At 48.5% G+C, this 16,284-nt stretch carries 21 protein-coding genes; 11 read left to right on the top strand and 10 right to left on the bottom strand.

Going from position 1 to position 16,284, the window contains the following annotated elements; all coding sequences use genetic code 11:
* The coding region (locus SGI97_05155) for a tetratricopeptide repeat protein (protein MDZ4723273.1) at positions 1-267 on the top strand (267 nt) is incomplete at its 5' end.
* A gap of 646 nt (positions 268-913) precedes the next feature.
* Here SGI97_05155 and SGI97_05150 read toward each other — a convergent pair.
* The 4 genes from SGI97_05150 to SGI97_05135 all read right to left on the bottom strand — a co-directional run bounded on the left by SGI97_05150 (position 914) and on the right by SGI97_05135 (position 2,857).
* Positions 914-1,600, bottom strand: a complete 687-nt coding sequence (locus SGI97_05150; GenBank protein ID MDZ4723272.1) for a redoxin family protein — start codon at positions 1,598-1,600, stop codon at positions 914-916.
* Between the two features lie 36 nt (positions 1,601-1,636).
* Positions 1,637-2,017, bottom strand: coding sequence for a hypothetical protein (locus SGI97_05145; GenBank protein MDZ4723271.1), 381 nt, complete (start codon positions 2,015-2,017; stop codon positions 1,637-1,639).
* A 165-nt stretch (positions 2,018-2,182) separates the two neighbouring features.
* Complete coding sequence (locus SGI97_05140) at positions 2,183-2,317, bottom strand: hypothetical protein (GenBank protein MDZ4723270.1); 135 nt, start codon at positions 2,315-2,317, stop codon at positions 2,183-2,185.
* A gap of 51 nt (positions 2,318-2,368) precedes the next feature.
* On the bottom strand, positions 2,369-2,857 hold the full coding sequence (locus SGI97_05135; GenBank protein ID MDZ4723269.1) for a hypothetical protein: 489 nt from the start codon (positions 2,855-2,857) through the stop codon (positions 2,369-2,371).
* Positions 2,858-3,022: 165 nt separating this feature from the next.
* Here SGI97_05135 and SGI97_05130 point away from each other — a divergent pair, with 165 nt between their 5' ends.
* The 3 genes from SGI97_05130 to SGI97_05120 all read left to right on the top strand — a co-directional run bounded on the left by SGI97_05130 (position 3,023) and on the right by SGI97_05120 (position 4,847).
* Complete coding sequence (locus SGI97_05130) at positions 3,023-3,520, top strand: YajQ family cyclic di-GMP-binding protein (GenBank protein MDZ4723268.1); 498 nt, start codon at positions 3,023-3,025, stop codon at positions 3,518-3,520.
* 21 nt (positions 3,521-3,541) lie between these two features.
* Entirely contained in the window at positions 3,542-4,588 is a 1,047-nt protein-coding gene (locus SGI97_05125) for a hypothetical protein (GenBank protein ID MDZ4723267.1), read from the top strand.
* 109 nt (positions 4,589-4,697) lie between these two features.
* Positions 4,698-4,847, top strand: a complete 150-nt coding sequence (locus SGI97_05120) for a hypothetical protein (GenBank protein MDZ4723266.1) — start codon at positions 4,698-4,700, stop codon at positions 4,845-4,847.
* Between the two features lie 116 nt (positions 4,848-4,963).
* On the opposite strand, the gene SGI97_05115 is transcribed toward SGI97_05120, so the two are convergent.
* From SGI97_05115 to SGI97_05105, 3 genes are all read right to left on the bottom strand, one after another.
* Positions 4,964-5,338 (bottom strand): c-type cytochrome, encoded by a 375-nt coding sequence (locus SGI97_05115; GenBank protein ID MDZ4723265.1) that lies wholly within the window; start codon positions 5,336-5,338, stop codon positions 4,964-4,966.
* Positions 5,339-5,450: 112 nt separating this feature from the next.
* Complete coding sequence (locus SGI97_05110) at positions 5,451-6,749, bottom strand: hypothetical protein (protein MDZ4723264.1); 1,299 nt, start codon at positions 6,747-6,749, stop codon at positions 5,451-5,453.
* 376 nt (positions 6,750-7,125) lie between these two features.
* Positions 7,126-7,734 (bottom strand): NapC/NirT family cytochrome c, encoded by a 609-nt coding sequence (locus tag SGI97_05105; GenBank protein MDZ4723263.1) that lies wholly within the window; start codon positions 7,732-7,734, stop codon positions 7,126-7,128.
* Positions 7,735-8,181: 447 nt separating this feature from the next.
* Between SGI97_05105 and SGI97_05100 the strand changes: the two genes are divergently transcribed.
* The 4 genes from SGI97_05100 (at position 8,182) to SGI97_05085 (ending at position 12,105) form a co-directional block, all read left to right on the top strand.
* Positions 8,182-9,483, top strand: a complete 1,302-nt coding sequence (locus tag SGI97_05100) for an NAD(P)/FAD-dependent oxidoreductase (GenBank protein MDZ4723262.1) — start codon at positions 8,182-8,184, stop codon at positions 9,481-9,483.
* 165 nt (positions 9,484-9,648) lie between these two features.
* Positions 9,649-10,800 (top strand): glycosyltransferase family 4 protein, encoded by a 1,152-nt coding sequence (locus SGI97_05095; protein ID MDZ4723261.1) that lies wholly within the window; start codon positions 9,649-9,651, stop codon positions 10,798-10,800.
* 76 nt (positions 10,801-10,876) lie between these two features.
* Positions 10,877-11,170, top strand: coding sequence for a PD-(D/E)XK nuclease family protein (locus tag SGI97_05090; protein MDZ4723260.1), 294 nt, complete (start codon positions 10,877-10,879; stop codon positions 11,168-11,170).
* 8 nt (positions 11,171-11,178) lie between these two features.
* A complete protein-coding gene (locus SGI97_05085; GenBank protein MDZ4723259.1) occupies positions 11,179-12,105 on the top strand; it encodes a PD-(D/E)XK nuclease family protein in 927 nt (308 codons plus the stop codon).
* A 320-nt stretch (positions 12,106-12,425) separates the two neighbouring features.
* On the opposite strand, the gene SGI97_05080 is transcribed toward SGI97_05085, so the two are convergent.
* Complete coding sequence (locus tag SGI97_05080) at positions 12,426-13,085, bottom strand: OmpA family protein (protein ID MDZ4723258.1); 660 nt, start codon at positions 13,083-13,085, stop codon at positions 12,426-12,428.
* A gap of 213 nt (positions 13,086-13,298) precedes the next feature.
* On the opposite strand from SGI97_05080, the gene SGI97_05075 reads away from it, so the two are divergent.
* Complete coding sequence (locus SGI97_05075; GenBank protein MDZ4723257.1) at positions 13,299-13,634, top strand: VOC family protein; 336 nt, start codon at positions 13,299-13,301, stop codon at positions 13,632-13,634.
* Positions 13,635-13,854: 220 nt separating this feature from the next.
* Here SGI97_05075 and SGI97_05070 read toward each other — a convergent pair whose 3' ends face one another.
* Both SGI97_05070 and SGI97_05065 read right to left on the bottom strand, forming a co-directional pair.
* On the bottom strand, positions 13,855-14,382 hold the full coding sequence (locus SGI97_05070; GenBank protein MDZ4723256.1) for a hypothetical protein: 528 nt from the start codon (positions 14,380-14,382) through the stop codon (positions 13,855-13,857).
* A gap of 15 nt (positions 14,383-14,397) precedes the next feature.
* A complete protein-coding gene (locus tag SGI97_05065; protein MDZ4723255.1) occupies positions 14,398-14,946 on the bottom strand; it encodes an outer membrane beta-barrel protein in 549 nt (182 codons plus the stop codon).
* A 333-nt stretch (positions 14,947-15,279) separates the two neighbouring features.
* Here SGI97_05065 and SGI97_05060 point away from each other — a divergent pair, with 333 nt between their 5' ends.
* Both SGI97_05060 and speD read left to right on the top strand, forming a co-directional pair.
* Positions 15,280-15,822: an XRE family transcriptional regulator gene (locus SGI97_05060; protein ID MDZ4723254.1), complete on the top strand. Its 543-nt coding sequence runs from the start codon at positions 15,280-15,282 to the stop codon at positions 15,820-15,822.
* A 40-nt stretch (positions 15,823-15,862) separates the two neighbouring features.
* Positions 15,863-16,270, top strand: coding sequence for an adenosylmethionine decarboxylase (gene speD, locus SGI97_05055; GenBank protein MDZ4723253.1), 408 nt, complete (start codon positions 15,863-15,865; stop codon positions 16,268-16,270).
* Positions 16,271-16,284: the final 14 nt, after the last annotated feature.

The following is a 16,284-nucleotide window of genomic DNA, read 5'->3' as shown; positions in this document are numbered from 1 at the left end:
GAGAAGGCCCTCGGTCCAGACCATCCCGATGTGGCCTTGAGCCTGAACAACCTTGCGTTTCTCTACAACACCCAAGGCCAGTACGCGCTGGCCGAGCCGCTGTACAAGCGTGCGCTGGAGATTAGGGAGAAGGCCCTCGGTCCAGACCATCCCAATGTGGCCGGGAGCCTTGAAAATATGGCAGCGCTGTATCGAGCCACCGAGCGAGAGAAGGAAGCTGAAAAGCTTGAGCAGCGTGCGGCAAGAATTAGGGGAATCAAGCGGTGAGCAAATGGGCTAACACGGGCGCGACACGGGGGCTATTTTGAATTGCCTTGGTGGTGTCGTCAGACGCCCCCGCCTGGCGATATACTTATAGTGTCGGGCGGGGGGCGCCCGACACCATGGAAAGAATGAGATCACACCGTCCGCTGCGGCGGATGCCCGACTGTCTTGACGTGCCTGCATCTGCGGGTGCAGACTCGCTGCAAGACCCAGAGAAGAGAATATGAGATTGCCACGTCGTGACTTATGAAAGTCACTCCTCGCAATGACGTGGTATGAGTGCCTACATTAATTCTTGTGGCCGACTTAGCCTCGGTGGAGTATTGTACCCGATATCATAGCCAAAATTCCAACATCGTCATTGCGAGCCGCGGCTTCTTAGACGTCCGCCGGTGGCGGATGGCAATCTCAGTTGTCTTAGTCTTGTAGCGCGGGTCATTCTTATGCCCCGCGGGTCTTTTTCTTCGATACAATGAAACCCGCACTAAGGGGCGGGCCACCCGACTTTTCTATGCAGTCAGGCGCCTCTGTCTGATTGTCTTTTCGTGCGCGACTAGGATGTCCCGCGCGAATATTTCCAATATTCAGGCGGCTGGTGTACGTCCCCGTGCACCAGCTTTATTTTTGTCGAAAGTTCTGATTCACTCTGTCAGTTGCTCTCTGATATTTTTGCCAACTGTGCAATGACTGCCGCTTCAAGTTCCTTATAGTCAGTCTTGGCGTTCCACTGCTTGACAATCATCCCATTCTCGTCAATCAGAAAGAGCGCCGGTATACCGGAAATATGCATCTGTTTCCATACCGGATCTGCGCCGTTATCAAGAAAAAGCGGATAAGGGATCTTTTTCTTGTCGACATACTTCTTTACCTTTTCAGGCTTCTCTTCGTCAATGGCTATTCCTAAGACAGTGAAGCCGCTTTCGGAATATTTCTTGTGCAACTTCACTATATCATCGGCCATCTCCACACACGGTTTGCACCAAGGCGCCCAGAAATCGATAAGCACCACTTTGCCGTGATAGGCGGCCAGTGAGTCAACTGTTCCATCGAGCCGAGGCAGAACAATCGGCATGGCTTCGCGCGGAAGCACGGGCGGCAGGAATGACAGCGGGTCGGCATCGAACTCCTCTTTGCAGGTCAGATTGCAAAAGTAGTATGATTTGCCTTCGTACTCGCTGACTCCGGCAACTTTTTCTTCGCCGTGCATTGTGCCTCTTGCAGAGCAGACTGCGCAGACGGCCTTCTCGGGATGGGCCGTCGTCTGGGCAGAGACGATATTGCTCTGTGCGATCAAGATCAGCATTGATACAGCCATTAGTCTCAAAATCTGTTTCATAGACGTTCCTTTATGTTTCAACACTTTCTCCATAATTCAAAAACCAACAAAGACCGAAATCCCTGCCTGTTCATACCACAGCCAGAGCAGGCTCAAGCCGACTCTGTCATTTATATAATAGTTGCCGACCAAATGCGATCGGTTTCCGTCATACATCGGCATGAGCGAGAACTTGCTGGAAATCTCGATATTTGCTCCAAACGGATAATTAATCCCTTCATCGTTGTCTGAATATTGAATTCCGGCATACGGAGCAAGTCTCAGCCACGGCAGGTATTTTCCGACAACGAGGTAATACTGCAAATTCCCTTTTGTTGTTCCGATTCTATCGGAACTGAATCCGAACATCAGCGAGGGTCTTTTTGGACTCTCGGTCAGAATGAACCAGTTCCCAAGCGGCACAATTTCTTTAACCACCGGATTGTATTCAATGCCGACCTGTATCTTTGGCAGGACGCTGTAGGTCGCGGTGAATCTCCAGCGCGGCCGGTCAAACTCGGTGTCGACAAACCGTCCGGAGATATTAAATTTTGCATCGAAGCCGCTCCCACGGAGCGGCGAGCCTTCGCCCGGTCAGCCCACTCAACGGGGGACGAGCGAGACTTTTGGCCGATCCGGCTTTTGGACGGTGGAATCTTTTGCAGTGTCTGAATCGTCCGCAACGGCAATTCCACCGAACAAAAACAGAGATGCGGCAAGCATCATAAATTGACGCATACGCTATTCTCCAAATCAAAAATGTTTATGTAAAAACGAAAACAACAGCTATTAGCTGTTAATTGGAGGGGCGCGAAGTCCCGATTGGCAGAGAGGCGGTTCAAAAACGCCGTAGAAATGTTCTGAGTCAGCAATCTTTGAGTAGTAAATTATATCGTCTGTGAGAGGCGCCTCATGGAGTGCCGGATCCGACTGGTCAGAGGCTGTGCGGCAAAGTGTGAGGTCAACTGGCTGTATCCCATCCGCTGTGACAAAGAGACAGCAATGGTCGTATGGGATCGATGACCTATCATCTGGAGCTGGACAACAATTATTTGCGCACAGTTCGGTGGATGTTTCTTCGGCTGATTCGCTGTCGAATTGGAGATTGCATGCTCCAGAATTAATGCAGACCGTCCAGCCGTTATTAAAAGTGATAAGCGTTATCAGGAAAATAATAAAAAGTCGGGTGTAGAGTGAGAATCGAGCAGTATCGTTGCTGGAATGCGTTTTGTACATACTGGTAATATCGTCCATTTCCCTGTTATACGCAAGTCTCATCGATTTATCGTCAAAGACGGGCAATTGTCTGAATCATGCACATATTACTCTCGCCTGTTTTACCTTGATAAAATAGCCGCCTATATACTTTATTCTCACGTATGTCACCATTGGCAAAAAGCTTAGGGTAGGCTCAATGATTCTAATAGCGGGAAGGAAGTCGTAATGGCTCAGTCGTTTTCATTTGATATTGTCTCAAAAGTGGACATGTCGGAAGTTCTTAATGCCGTCAATCAGGTCACAAAAGAGATACAGACCCGCTACGATTTCAAGGGTAGCAAAAGCTCGATTACCCTCAATCAGGAGGAAAATCATATGATTGCGCTGGCCGACGACGAATTCAAACTGCGAAGTGTGGTCGATATTCTGCAGGACAAACTTATCAAGCGGAGTGTATCCCTCAAAGCCATGACCTATAAGACGGTCGAGGAAGCAACCCAGGGGATGGCCCGTCAGCGGATTGATATCCAGTCGGGGATTGAAAAAGAAAAGGCTAAAGAGATTGTGAAATATATTAAAGAGACAAAAATTCGAGTCCAGGCCGCAATACAGGACGCGCAGGTCAGAGTTTCAGGACAGAAGAAAGACGACCTTCAGACCATAATCGCGAAGCTGAAGGAACATGATTTCGGCATCCATATGCAGTATGTCAACTTTCGATAACTTCTCTTCCCCTACCGCATAATGCCCCAGAAAAAGATTGTCTATATTGTCATCGGTTGCGATACCGATCCAGACCGCTCCAAATTCATACCCGGTGTGCGGGATGATGAACTCAGTTGGACGGGGATGCTACACGGCATTCCCAGAACAAAAGAACAACTGAAAGAGCTTATTGATGCTGTTGGCAAAAAGCCTGTGTTTACCTGGTGTTTAAGAGTTGACGATCAGATAAAGCGCTATCTTGGGGCATACTCATCAGTGCTGTCCGCGCACAAGGATTTCCTGCTGGAACTTGAGCGCAGTGGCGATGAACTCGGATGGCACCCTCATTTTTGGCGTCAAGATACGAAGTCACAGCAGTGGTATCAGGAATGGAGCGACAAAAAATGGCAGACAGATATGCTGAGGGTGGCCCATAGCGAGTACCAACAGGTTTTGCCCGGGCGCGCCAAGTCGGCCAAAATGGGCTGGGGTTATCACAATAATGAGACGTTTGCTACTCTGGAGAAACTTGGGGTCAAACTTGAATTCAGCGCCCTTTCGGGTATGGCTGTTAGGCCGCCGAGTGTTCAAGGACGAGGTGTGAATTATTTCGACTGGTTTTCGTCGCCCAACCGGCCGTATTATCCGTCTCGGGACGACTATCGTCGAGAAGCACACACTGTGACTGAATCTGTTCCGCTCTTGGAAGCGCCGAATTTTACAGCTGAATCATTTCGATGGGGGATGGTGGCCGGACTGGCATTAGCTCTCAAGATGTACCGCCCGGGGCAGATAATTAATTCATTGAGACGCCCCGCCTACTGGATAACGATAACCGGACGACCTAATCTTTTTCAGCCTCTTCTCGACCAGTTGCGACGCACACTTCGTAATTCGGATCAAGTTTTCTTTGTCACATACTTTCATCCTGACGAAGTTATCGAAAACAAAAGTTCGCTTTATTCACTGGACTATATGAAGAATAATATTCGTGGACTTCTCAAGGTCGTCAAAAGTTGCGGCGCCGAGGCACGTTATATCCAAGCTCGTGAGATTGCTGAACTCCACAGACCGAACCTGCTGTAATCGATAGTCTTCTTAATTCTTGCTGAATCAGAACCTATACTGTTCCCCATTAGTGCGTAGCTGATCTGAAGGAAGTATCTTGTGGCAGTTTTCACAAAGGAGAATTGTCATGAAGAAGCGGAACTGGGATAGCAAGACCAAAGCCAAGATTGTACTGGAAGGTTTGTCTGGCCTGCCGGTGGGAGAATCCGCGGCGGCGGACAAGTGGCAGATCAGTCAGACGCAGTATACAACAGAAGGGCGGGGCGGCGGTCCGTGAGGTGGTGCGCGGAGAAGCATCACGAAGGACACAATTCTATGAGGCAGGATAGGGATACAGAAAAAAGGCCAGAGATCTCGTCTGGCCTTCTCTTTGCAGATCCATCGCCTGCTAAACTACTTGTTTGTCTTTTCTTTAAGCGAGTCAAGCCAGCCAACCAGAGCCGATAACTCCACGTCGGAACCTTTAAAAGAAACCATATGCTTCTTCCCCTTGATCGACTCTGACTTCCTAAGGTACTTCGTCATGAATGCGACTGGATATTTAGACCCAACTGTTGACAGGTCGGGAGCGGCGTTGGGCTTCCCTTCCACCGGCTTTTTGCCGAGCTCAAATTTGCTCACGTAGTGACACGTGCCGCACTTGGCAGATGTAAAAATCACCTTGCCGTCCAGCGCTGACTTCTCCGCCTGTTTGTCCTCTGACATCATGCCGACCGACGTGAGGGCAATAGCGACAACAGTGAAAATGATGATCGTCATAGACTTCATAATGGGCATCCTTCGCTACTTGGTTTCGCGTACTTTCATCTTTCTTTTCACTCAGGGTCGAAAGCCAAATCTCTCGACCCTGAAGATAGCACTAACTAAGCGCCTCTACGGGCTAGAACATAGCCCGCATATTCAGATACAGCTTGTTTGACAGATCAAACCCTCTGTCGTCGGAGAGATCTTTTTCGTAGTAAGTAGTAAAGCGAATATTCTGGTTAATAATGTAAGTTATTCCAGGTACGATGCGTTGATACTGCCAAACTGGCTCTCCAGCATAGGTTCCCGACGCAAAGGCGCTATCAGACGAATAGTAGTCGTAGTGCAATCCCAGGTGCCACCGAGGATTCGGCATGTATCCGGCTTCGATACCAACACCGCTAAACTTCCACTCCTCCTGGTTCGTCGTTCCAAACCTCCAATTGTCGTCTTTAGCAGACACATATGCCGCCTGGATATCAAGTTTGTCAAGGTACCTGATATTTATCTGCGGAGAGAAACGAATGAATTCGTTCTTGCGCTGGACAGTATCGACTGTGACGGTGGCTGAAGGAGTAAAGCCGGTAAATTTGGTGTCCGTCCCCTTATATACATGAAGAGTTGCGGTGCTTCCTTCAAAGCCTCGAATTGTATTGTCCGGTAGGCGGAATACCAAGCCACCCCAGTACTGCAGATACTGGTTGATGTCAGTAGCTTTTGTTCCCGGGGAAACTCCGGCATAAGTCAACAGCCAATCATTATATCCATAGTATTGAAGCCCCGGACGGGCGCTTGACATATCAACGGACTCTTCACCCTTGCCATCCGATGATTTCTTAAGCATTACTTCAGCCTTCAACGCAGGGAACTGTGGGAGCCGATTGGGGAACGAGGCAAATTCCAGAGGAGAAATATTACCAACTTGGAAGTTGAGACCCCGTGTATTCGCAATATTTGTGAAGTTCCAATAGAACCAAGCGAACTTGAACGAACCAACGCTGTTTTCCAGTTCCGAGAAAAAGGATATGTCCTTGTACACCGATCCGGCGACAAACATTTGGAGCCAGATAGGATTACCAAGAGTCACCCGTGTGCCTTTGTCTGCTGCAGAGTCCTCTTGAAACGCGTTAGTTTCTATTTGAACCGGTGTTACGTTGACCCGGAAACCAAAGATATCCGAAACCCTCTTTAGGAAGACCTCTTCCTTGTTTGGCTCTTGGTCATGGGCGGCCATCAACTGATACCCGTTCCGGAGATAGTCCTCACCGACTGAATTGAGACGGGGGAAAACGGTGTGACAAGTCACGCACGGCATACCAGTTTCGCGCGACCACTGACTTACTGCCACCACACTTTCAACCGAGATGAACAGGACAACGATCATCGGTACCAGGAAAGCTGTGATGGTCTGCATAGTTAGCAAATACTTTCTCATATAGTCCTCATAAAGTGATAGGGTTGACTTAGTTTTAGTTTTCAATTCCGCTGTGCGTTCGAAGTGCTAAATATGATCACACGGCTCGCGAGCCAATTCAGACAATTTCCATCGAAACGTTTGCCATGTAATCAGCGACATATGAAACCTTCTTTGGTTATCGTTGGGCTTTCATTTTAAGACTTATCGGAAGGAATCAGCGCCAAAAGATACAGGAGTATACCTACAGCGAGAAATGAACCGCCTGCAATGAGATACATAAGAAAGATGGTTGGGTGAGTCCAGAATAGCGTAATGATCTCCACCAGCAAGCCAATACAGATAAGTGCTCCTGAAAAACGAAGACGCCATTCTATTTTAGTTCTGGTGGCCATGATTAGAGTGAATCGTTGTAGAGAGCTACATCATCAAGGTTGTGAACATCGTGAATAACATCGTGGCAACCACTGCTTAAGCACGAAAGCGTATTGAGACTCAATGAATCTCGTGTCATTGGTGTCTCGATATGTGGGCTGCTTTCTTCAAATTTACGCATGCCGGAGTGACAGTTCAGGCATTCGCGGTTGTTGTACGGTGAGTACAACTGCAACGTATCCGGGATATTCCCGCTGTAGAAGACCATAAGATGACGCAAACCGCGGATTTTAGAGTTTAAATCTCCGTACAGGGTATAGTCGGTGTGGCATGTATAGCATGCCTTATCTCGCGGAATAAAATTGTTTTGGTAATGAACAGCGGGAACGAATTCGGCATCGTCAACCAGCAGACTCTTTCCATATTCATACATGGGGTGACACGAAAGACAAAACACTGTTTTTTTAGACTGTTCAAGATGCGCCGCCACACCCCAGACACCACTCACCGAAGGCAGGACAAAGAGCGCGAGAAAGGCTAATATTTTCCCTCCCGGGTTCCTTGTTATCTCCGGTCTGGCCGTAATAATTATCGCCAGTCCGATACTAATGACTATAATGATCGGCAACATACAAATCGTAACCTCAGACCGACAGTTTCAAAACAACAAGTAACCACTAGTGATCTTTATTCTGTTTCGAGTTATTGGAGCCCTTGAAAGAAAACCAAGCACATGTGACGCCACGAGACTATCTCCCATCAGTTATTGATCACTACGATCAAGTTCCGCTCACATGCAATATCATTTCAAATAGAAAGATGTCAACAATCTTTTGGCAAAATAAAACATTACTATGAAGTACAGTATTGGAATCCATACTTTGGAGTAAAGATTAGCTGGAACTCAACCGAGGCAAAGTACCGAGTGTGGTGGAAAGGCTGGTCATGTGAATTGGCCGGAAACGGGCGATAGCGGCATCGCGAGCGGCATCCATAGCCGACAGTCCCAGCGCCAAGATTGATTTGCGTATAAAATTATGATAAGTTTATTGTAATAATAATCTGAAAGAAGCGGCTAATGCAGAGAATAGTTATTATCGGAGGTGGATTTGGCGGGCTGTATCTTGCCAAAGCGCTCAAACGCGCTCCAGCGCGCATTACGCTCATTGATAAACGCAATTTTCATCTCTTCCAGCCATTGCTCTACCAAGTCGCAACGGGCGGTTTATCCCCGGGCGATATCGCATCGCCGCTTCGATCCGTGCTCAAAAAAAACAAGAATACTTTTGTTCTGATGGGCGAAGCGGTTGACATCGATTACCCGCGCCAAAAGGTCATTTTAACAGACGGTGAAATCGACTTTGACACATTGGTCGTAGCCACCGGCTCGAGCCATGATTATTACGGGAATGAACAATGGCGAGAAATCGCGCCCGGACTCAAAACAATCGAGGACGCGCTTGAAATCCGCACTCGCATATTTACCGCATTTGAAAGAGCTGAGCGGGAGACGGACGATTCCGCTCGTAAAGCTCTGCTGACATTTGTTATTGTTGGAGCCGGTCCGACCGGAGTGGAACTTGCGGGATCTTTGAGTGAGATTGCATTTGACACACTCAAACGGGATTTCCGGCACATTGACCCACGTCAGGCTCAAATTATTTTAGTCGAGGGGGCGCCACGAATACTGACCACGTTTCCCGAAGATCTTTCCCGCGCCGCCTTAAAGTCACTCGAAAAAATCCATATCAAAGTAGAATTGGGAGCAAGAATCGTCAACATCACTTCCGAAGGGGTAACGGTGCGTCGAGGAGAAACAACATTCCCGATTGCTGCAAAGACAATTCTTTGGAGCGCGGGAGTAAAGGCATCCCCATTGGGCAAGGCCATAGTGGAAGGAAACGATGAACTTATTGATAGCGCAGGACGAATCAAAGTCGAACCGGACTTGAGTATTCACGGACGGCCCAATGTCTTTGTTATCGGCGATTTGGCGCTCTATGTACACCAGACAGGCTCTCCGCTTCCAGGAATTGCCCCGGTCGCGATGTCACAAGCGCGGTATGTCGCACGATTAATAAAAAATCGAATCGAAGGAAAACCTGTCGGTAGGTACCATTATCGAAATAAGGGAGTCTTAGCGACAATTGGACGCGCTTCTGCTGTCGCCGATTTTGGCCGTATCCGTATTTCCGGATTGATGGCATGGTTGCTTTGGACGTTTGTCCATCTCATGTATCTTGTCGAGTTTGAGAATAGGCTACTGGTTTTCGTTCAATGGACGTGGAATTATTTCACTCGAAATCGCGGAGCGAGACTTATCACTGGTGAAGGAACTCCAAGGTCCTCAATCCGCCATGACGGGCCTCCTAGAATTTAGCGTTAAATCATTAATTGATAACAATTTATTGTGATATAGTCCGGTTTCCATTCAGTCACAATCCTCCCCTGTCATTTCACTGACATACTCAGCTAAGTTAATCTTTGGAGCGATAGACCTATTGTTGAGTATAAGCTGAGACAGAAGCTATCGAGCAAAAAGATTATGAGTAGTTCACAAGATAATAGAGTCATTTTTCCAACAGAATCGCCGGAAATCTCCGGCGTCAGAGAAGCCAGCCATGAAAAGCTTGCTCCTTTGCTAATTACCGATTGTTTTGAGAACAACTCAAGGGATTCCGTTTCATCTTCCCAACAACTTGTGACTTTATTCCTCGATGAACAACAAACAGCCGGGTATCTATCGCTGACTCCGCAAATTAAGAGAAGTCCGGGCCGCAGAGGAACCATTCGATATGCTATCCGAAGTTTGACAAACACCCTTATTTCTGTTCCCAATTTCATACGGGTCATGGAAAACTACAGAATTGTCATGTTTATCGCAAATAACGCTCTCACTCTTTTAACATGCTTCCTGCCGCTTATAATTCTTGCGAAACTCTTTGGTAAAAAGGTCTCACTGTATTATCGCTCAAGTGATATGGAGATCGAGTTTGAGAGATATGGATTTCTCATCCTCCCGGTCTGCCGCCTTGCCGACAGATTATTGGTGAGCAGTTCGTTCGAAACGGAGCTTTTCAGGCGCAATGAAATTCGGGCCGAGAAGCTGGATTTGCCGGTCGAAATCCAGTCAACGGACTGTCGGATCATCACTGAAGTTCAGCCGCATATGCTGGTTGTCGAAAACGAGCCCGGCACGGCGAACCTTCGGTCTGTCATCCGCGCCTTCAGCCTCGTAAAGCGGAAATACCCAAGAGCCGAGCTTTCGATCGCGATTAACTCATCGATTATTTCCAACATTAATTATTCCCAAACTCTGGATGGTCTCTCCGGAATACGCGCCATCGGCTACTCCAGCGACAGCGAACTGAGAATGCTTTTTGACAACGTGGATATTTTTGTCAATGCCGGGGTTGGTGCGCCGCGCCCGGAACTGCTTGCCTGGGCATTCGATGCCGGACTTCCTGTCATTACAACAGACCGATGCGGTACCGCCGAAATGATTGTCGATCGTGAAAGCGGCCTGCTCATAGATGTTCATAACCACAATGCCCTTGCTGACCGGGTAATCGATTTGATTGAGCATCCGGAACTTGTGGCAACTCTCTCCTCACGAGGCCGACTGCAGGCCGAAAAGCGCTCATGGCTCGGTGTGCGCCGGCACTGGTACAATCACTTCCGAGTGCTTGCGGAATAGAATCGGGCTCTCCTCCCAGTCTAATAGCGCTATTATGTGATTGCGTGAGTGACCATTCGATGGCTATATTAGCTCCGTGCTTTCCAGATATAGTCACAGCGCTCTTGAGAGCTTCCGCTCCTGTCCCCAGAAATTCAAATTTTCATACCTCGACAAAATAGAACTGCACAGCGAGAGGACAACCGCCGATGCCTATCTCGGCAGCGCAGTACACCGCGGACTTACCAACCTCTATCAACTCGCCGCCGATGGTGTGCTCTATCCGCTTGAAAAGCTCATTGAAGACTATCTTGCAGAATGGGAAAAACCAAAAAAACTCGGCATCGAAGTCATAATGAGAACAGAACGGTCGAGGACTATATCGCGCTAGGACGGCGAATGCTGACCGAATATTACGAGACCTACAAACCGTTCAATCAGGGACGATTGCTTGGCGCTGAACTAAATATCTCTTTTCTGCTTCCTCAGTCGCCATTCCAGTTCAAAGCTCGAATCGACAGACTGTGGAAACGGGAAGATGGCACTATTGAAATCTGCGATTATAAAACCGGAAGCCATTTCCCGCTTGGGCCGAGCGACCCCTCATTTCGGTGGCAGATGGGTCTCTATCAGCTGGCCGTGCAGTCAAAATATCCTGATTTCACCTCCATTGTTCTCTGCCAATATTTCCTCAAACCGAATCAAGTGTTTTGTTATCAGATGCGCCCGGACGAAATAGAGGAAATAGCCGAACAGCTTCGGATCTTGGTGCTTGATACAGTTCGCGCCGAACGGCTCGAGACATTTCCCACAAAAGAAGGGTTTCAGTGCAACTACTGCGATTTCAAGCACCTTTGCCCTGCCAAACGCCACAGCTCTCTGTTGGCTGCCGAAGCCGGCAACGCCGAAACCGCGGAGAAAACGACAGCCCAGGCGGCCACCGAATTGGTCGACAGATATCTTGATGCGCATAGAACCTGGAAAGAAGCTGAAGCTGAGAAAGAGGCGCTCAAGGTAGATTTGATCCGCGCCGCGAAGGACCTATCGCTTGATAAGTTGGTTGGCGAACGTGGAGAAGTAAAGGTTCGCATAAGTCTCGATGAGAAGTTCGTCTCGATATCCAAAGACAGAGATCAATTTGCCGAACTGTCACAATTGGTTCGTGAGTTCGGCTTCGAAGATTGTTTCACATTGGACGAAGGTCTATTTTATAAGACAATTTATTCAAAACACCGCCTCTCGGATCCCCAGATGGAGCAATTGAAAGCATATCTGCTTGTCCAGGAACGCTCGACTGTGACTAAGAAAGAAAAAGAAGAAGAATAGCGGAGGTGTCCGCTGCTGCGGATCGAGTCTTGTCCTAAGTAGGGCGAGGAAGCCTGCCCGCTGTGGCGGGTCTGCGAACCCGCCGATTATATGATCGCGCCAGCCCCGCGAGTCTTGACCAAAGTAGGGCGGGTCCGTCCGCGAACCCGCCAATTATGTGACCGTCAGGTCACACTCACTCCTCGCTGTTCGCTCGAAGTGACCAAGACCCGCCGCGACATCCACAAAAAGAACAAAAAAAAGGCGGAAGAAAAACTCTCCCGCCCGATCTGATTAAAATATTGTCATTCAAAAATCTCTTTTTATCTTCAAAAAAGAAATCATCCTCCGGCTTGAGCCGCCTTCTTTAACTTATCATTGGCAAAGACAGCGATTTCCACACGGCGGTTCGCTTGCTTGCCTTCATCACTCACATTGTCCGCTATGGGTTGAACTTCGCCATACGCCATTGTTGTCAAACGTCCCGGCGAGACGCCGTTACTCACAAGCGAATTCTTTGCAGAGTTGGCGCGGTTCTGCGAGAGATCCAAATTGTGCTCTTCGGAGCCATCGGAATCGGTATGTCCTTCAACTAAAACTTCAGTGTCAGGATATTTATTAAGAATGGCCGCCAAGTGTGCGATATTTTCGACCCCAGCAGGCTGCAAACTCCATTTGTCGACATCGAATAAGATTCCCGAGGCAAATGTGATTTTGATACCTTCGCCGACACGTGTGACGGTTGCGCCTTCGAGATCGCGGCGCATTTCTTCGGCCTGATTGTCCATATAATTTCCGATATACGCCCCGGCCGCTCCGCCGATGGCCGCGCCGATAATAGCGCCGACAGCGGTATTGCCCGCTTTATTTCCGATGACGCCGCCGATTACGGCTCCGGATGTGGCTCCGATTGCCGCCCCTTTGGCTTTTTTGCTCCAGCCGCAACTGACATTGCTGAGGGCAAAAGCCGCGCATAAAACAATAATAATTGTTCGTTTCATTCTATCTCCTCCTTTAGGTCTGTTTAGACAAGAAAAATGCTCACGGAAGTGCGTCTTGTCAACCTCAATGAACTATTTTTTTAACCAACCACGGCCATTTACTTTAGCTCAATTCTAACACTTGACAGCTTTGCTCATGAGCCCTTAGTTTCGACATTAGCAGGCAATTCTGCACTATAAATGATACCAACGATCTGGAAGGAACGTTTCACGATGCCGTATAAATTTAGCCGCTGTCTGTGCCTTGAATCGCCGGATTCTGAGGCTATGATAACATTTTACAGGGATGTGCTCGGTTTGCCCTTGGTTCACCAACATCCCGAGAGCGCCGAATTTAATGCCCATCCGACCCGCCTCTTTATCGATAACCGTCCATCGCGAAATGTTATCATGGAGTTTCTTGTGCCAGACCTTGAAGAGGCGCGTGTCGAATTGACAGAGTACGGATGCCGGGAAGTTAGGTGGGAAGGTAAGGGGGGCTGTTGTTATCTGGTAGATCCGTTTGGATTCATATTTAATCTATACGAAGAGCCTCGCGCTTTCGAGTAGTACGTAATATCGAAACATGCCGGGGGCCAAAAGGGTCGGTAAGGTATTCCCTTCATTGTCGTAAGGCACTCCGGTACGTGACGCACAGTCTGTTCCCCAACGCCGGCCCACTGTGGCGGTGCGGGCAGGCGTGATGGGACGTACGCCAGCCACTAAATCGACAATAAAAAAAACCCGCTTGCTGAAGCGGAGTTCTATCTGTCACAAAAGGGAATACGATCTAGAGCCCGCTTGCGCTGAAAGTCACAATCACTTTTCCGGAGTCGACTACAAAGGCTGTCGGGTTATTGCCCGTGCTTGTGCCGTAATAATCAAACTGGCCAAATTTCGCGAGCCGCTTCAACTCACCTATATTCATAATTGCGTTAAGCGATTGAACATACGTGACTTTGCTTTTACCTGCCGGAACAGTCAATTCCAGTATCTGCGTGGCATTCGCCTCGACTGCGCCGACGGAGGCATGGTTGGCGCCGAAATCGTCAACCCAGACCTTAAAAGTCACCGGCCCCCCTTGATTGTTGGTGATATTGAACTCGGCGCCGACAGCATCGATCTGATCGATCTTGTCTTTGTGCTCTTTCCAATCGGCATTATCAGTAATATCAACGGGATAACGATAAAAGCCCTCCTCCGTTGTAAAATTAAAATCTTCGACCACAACAAATGTACCCGAGACCAGACATCCTGCGGCGATAAGCCCGGCAAGAATCAGTCCGAGCACGCCAATCTTATTTTTTATGTACTTCACGTGCATCTCCTCCTCTTAAAGGGCGCCAATGTTATATGTTAGGCCAACAGTGGCGTTGATAGTTTTCTTCGATCCGCCTTCATCTATGGGAATGATGATCGCCTTGCCGCGGACATCGATATCAAATTTCGGCGAGAACCCGAGTCCGACCCCTAATCCAACCGAGTATCCGACATCTGAGTTGTCGACTTTGGTCATATCGTTCTTGGTTGTATACGAGCCAATGCCGACGACCAGAAAAGGTTTGAAGGCGACAACGCCCGGCAGACCGCCGAGGGTAACATCGAGACCGAACGAATTAAAATCAGATCCATTTCCGAGGTCTATACCTTCGATGTCATCTGGGTCCCCAAATTTTCCGAATGTCGCATTGGGTTCAAAGACCGCGAAGGGCAGAACTTTCAATCTGCCGCGAACGCCGAACAAAGTCCCGTTTCCTTGATCTTGCTGGACGACAGGAATGTTTAGCCCGCCGAAGACGCCTATGCCGAATTTCGGCAGCACGGCCGTCGTCGACGAAGCCATGAGCAGCAGAGCGCTGATGATTAATATGGGCTTTCTCACGATACCTCCTTTAGGTAATTATAATTACAGAGACCTCAAAAATTCTCTTCGTCAGGAAAGTTTATAAACCTGACCTGTGATTGTCAACAATTTATAGCGGACATATCGAAACCAGATTTTTTGGTCGGCGACTGCGACTTTGGGTTGAAAATACGCCTCAATTGGTTTCGTCCTCTATATGTATTGCCATGTATCTCCATCAGGGCTTAAAAAAATTATCCACAGCCGAAAAATATTTCTTGACATTCAGGAACAACAGGGTATACTGGACGCGTTTATTAAACTATAAAGCAGTGTTTATTAAACTTTACTTGCAAGGAGAAGTAGCCGGAATTGGAATTACAGCTTGGTCCGAAAATAAAGGCTTTGCGGCTTGCATCGGATTTGACTCAGGAAGAGTTAGCCGATCGCTCCAAGCTGACCAAGGGGTTTATATCGCAGTTTGAAAATGATCAAACCTCGATTTCGGTTGACTCGCTTGCAGACATCCTTGAAGCGCTCGGGATTTCCTTCTCGGACTTTTTCGGTGATAAGGCCGAAACCCAGACCGTTTTCTCACCCTCCGAGCGCGTCTCCATCGAAGACAAAGGAGCGGCGAAATTTGAGTTGTTGGTGCCAAGTTCCACCAACAACATCATGGACCCCATTTTGCTTGAACTGGCCCCCGGCGAAAAGCTCGACAAACAGGGGCCTGGACCGGGAGAACAGTTCGGGTATGTCCTCAAAGGAACGATAACTTTGAGATTTGACAACACCCGCTTTGAGGTCCCCAGGAAACATTGCTTTTACTTTGAGTCCGACAGGGCTCACCAGATAATGAATAAGAGCAGCGCGACGGCTCAGTTACTGTGGGTAACGACTCCGCCGCGTATGTAGTGAACCGTAACAACCCGTGAACCGCGAAAGGGAATGGGAAATGAAAATTCTTGGACGACACTTGATTGTCGAATTTGTCGACTGCGACCGCGAGATTCTTGATGATTCGCCCGCACTTGAGGAGTTCATGAACGAGGCCGTTCGCCGATCTGGAGCGACCATTGTCCGGTCGGTTTTTCATCGCTACAATCCTCATGGTGTGTCCGGCGTGGTGGTTATCGCCGAATCTCACTTGTCCATCCACTCATGGCCTGAATATGGTTATGCCGCTGTTGATTTTTTCACCTGCGGCGAGTCGGTCGACCCATATAAAGCATTTGAATATATGCGGTCAGCCCTCAAAGCCGGGAATGTGACTGTCACCGACCTCAAACGGGGCATCCCGTCCGAGTTTGACGAGGTAATCAATCACAAACCGGTTCTTTTAACCAAGACGGCCGTAAGCTAACTGAAGGGAGACGA

The sequence above is a fragment of the Candidatus Zixiibacteriota bacterium genome (assembly GCA_034439475.1).
Lineage (GTDB): Bacteria > Zixibacteria > MSB-5A5 > GN15 > FEB-12 > JAWXAN01.
This window is presented reverse-complemented; position numbering and strand designations above follow the sequence as displayed.